This window comes from Pseudonocardia nigra (assembly GCF_019396355.1).
GTDB lineage: Bacteria > Actinomycetota > Actinomycetes > Mycobacteriales > Pseudonocardiaceae > Pseudonocardia > Pseudonocardia nigra.
This window is the reverse complement of record NZ_JAHKRK010000516.1, coordinates 1-943: the sequence shown is the minus strand read 5'-3', so window position 1 is coordinate 943 and position 943 is coordinate 1. Positions and strand designations below refer to the sequence as shown.

The window sequence follows — 943 nt, the reverse complement described above, 5'->3', positions numbered from 1 at the left end:
CGCGGGAGGTGGTCTCGGACAGCCCGACCAGCACCCCGTTGCGGAACCGGGTGATCAGCGGCTCGCGGGTGTCGGGGTCGATGGTGTCGTGGCCGCGCTCGCGGGCGAGGTTGGCCTGGTGGATCAGCCCGCGCAGCGCCTCGCCGATCTGGACCGGCCAGTGCGCGTCGGGGTAGACCTGCGCAGCGCCATCAAGATCGCGCAGCAGATGCGCGCAGCACAGCTGGTGGGTCAGCGTCCCGAGCGCGGCGCTGTCGTAGTTCTGGTAGCGGTCGTGCACGATCACCGACCCGGACTGGCCCAGCTCGGTGAGCACGAACGCCTTGAACGTCTCCAACGACCGGTCCCCGAGCAGGTAGTGGGTGTAGAGCTCGGTAGCCGCCACCAGCAGGTAGCGCTCGGCCTTCTTCTTGCCCACCTTCGGTGTGGCCGGCCCGACCTTGAGCGGGGTCTCATCGCAGCACACCACGTAGGCCAGGGTGATCAGCGTCCGGATCCGATCATGAACCTGGGCCAGCAGCCCGGCGGTGCGGGCCAGCATGCCGTGCACGAACCCGACCGACGGGGCCGCCCCGGTCAGCGACTCCACCAGCGCCGCCACCCGGTGCGCGGGCAGGAAGTGCACCACCATCAGATACACGACGAAGGCCTGCAGATTCGGGCCGTACCCGACCGGGCCGGGCCGGGCTCCCTCCGGCCGCGCCGCGGTATGCACCGTGCCGCAGCCGCACTCGACTTGGTGCTGGTCATACTGGATGACCGTCGCGCTGACCTGCGGGATCTCGTGCTGCTGGTAGCGGTCGACCACGCCGAGATCACGGGCGCCGGCCAGGTCATCACCGCACTCGCAGCGGCCCTGCGGGAACCGGTCTTGCCGATCGTCGGGGGTGTCGGTCCAGGCCAGATGCGACCCGGGTGCCCCACGCTGTTTGCCCCGATCCCG

The 943-nt window shown here is 70.3% G+C and carries 1 protein-coding gene; it reads right to left on the bottom strand.

All coding sequences use genetic code 11. The annotated features are described in order from the left end of the window. A partial coding sequence (locus tag KME75_RS41960) for an IS66 family transposase (RefSeq protein ID WP_219420612.1) occupies positions 1–808 on the bottom strand: 808 nt, incomplete at its 3' end. Positions 809–943 lie beyond the last annotated feature (135 nt).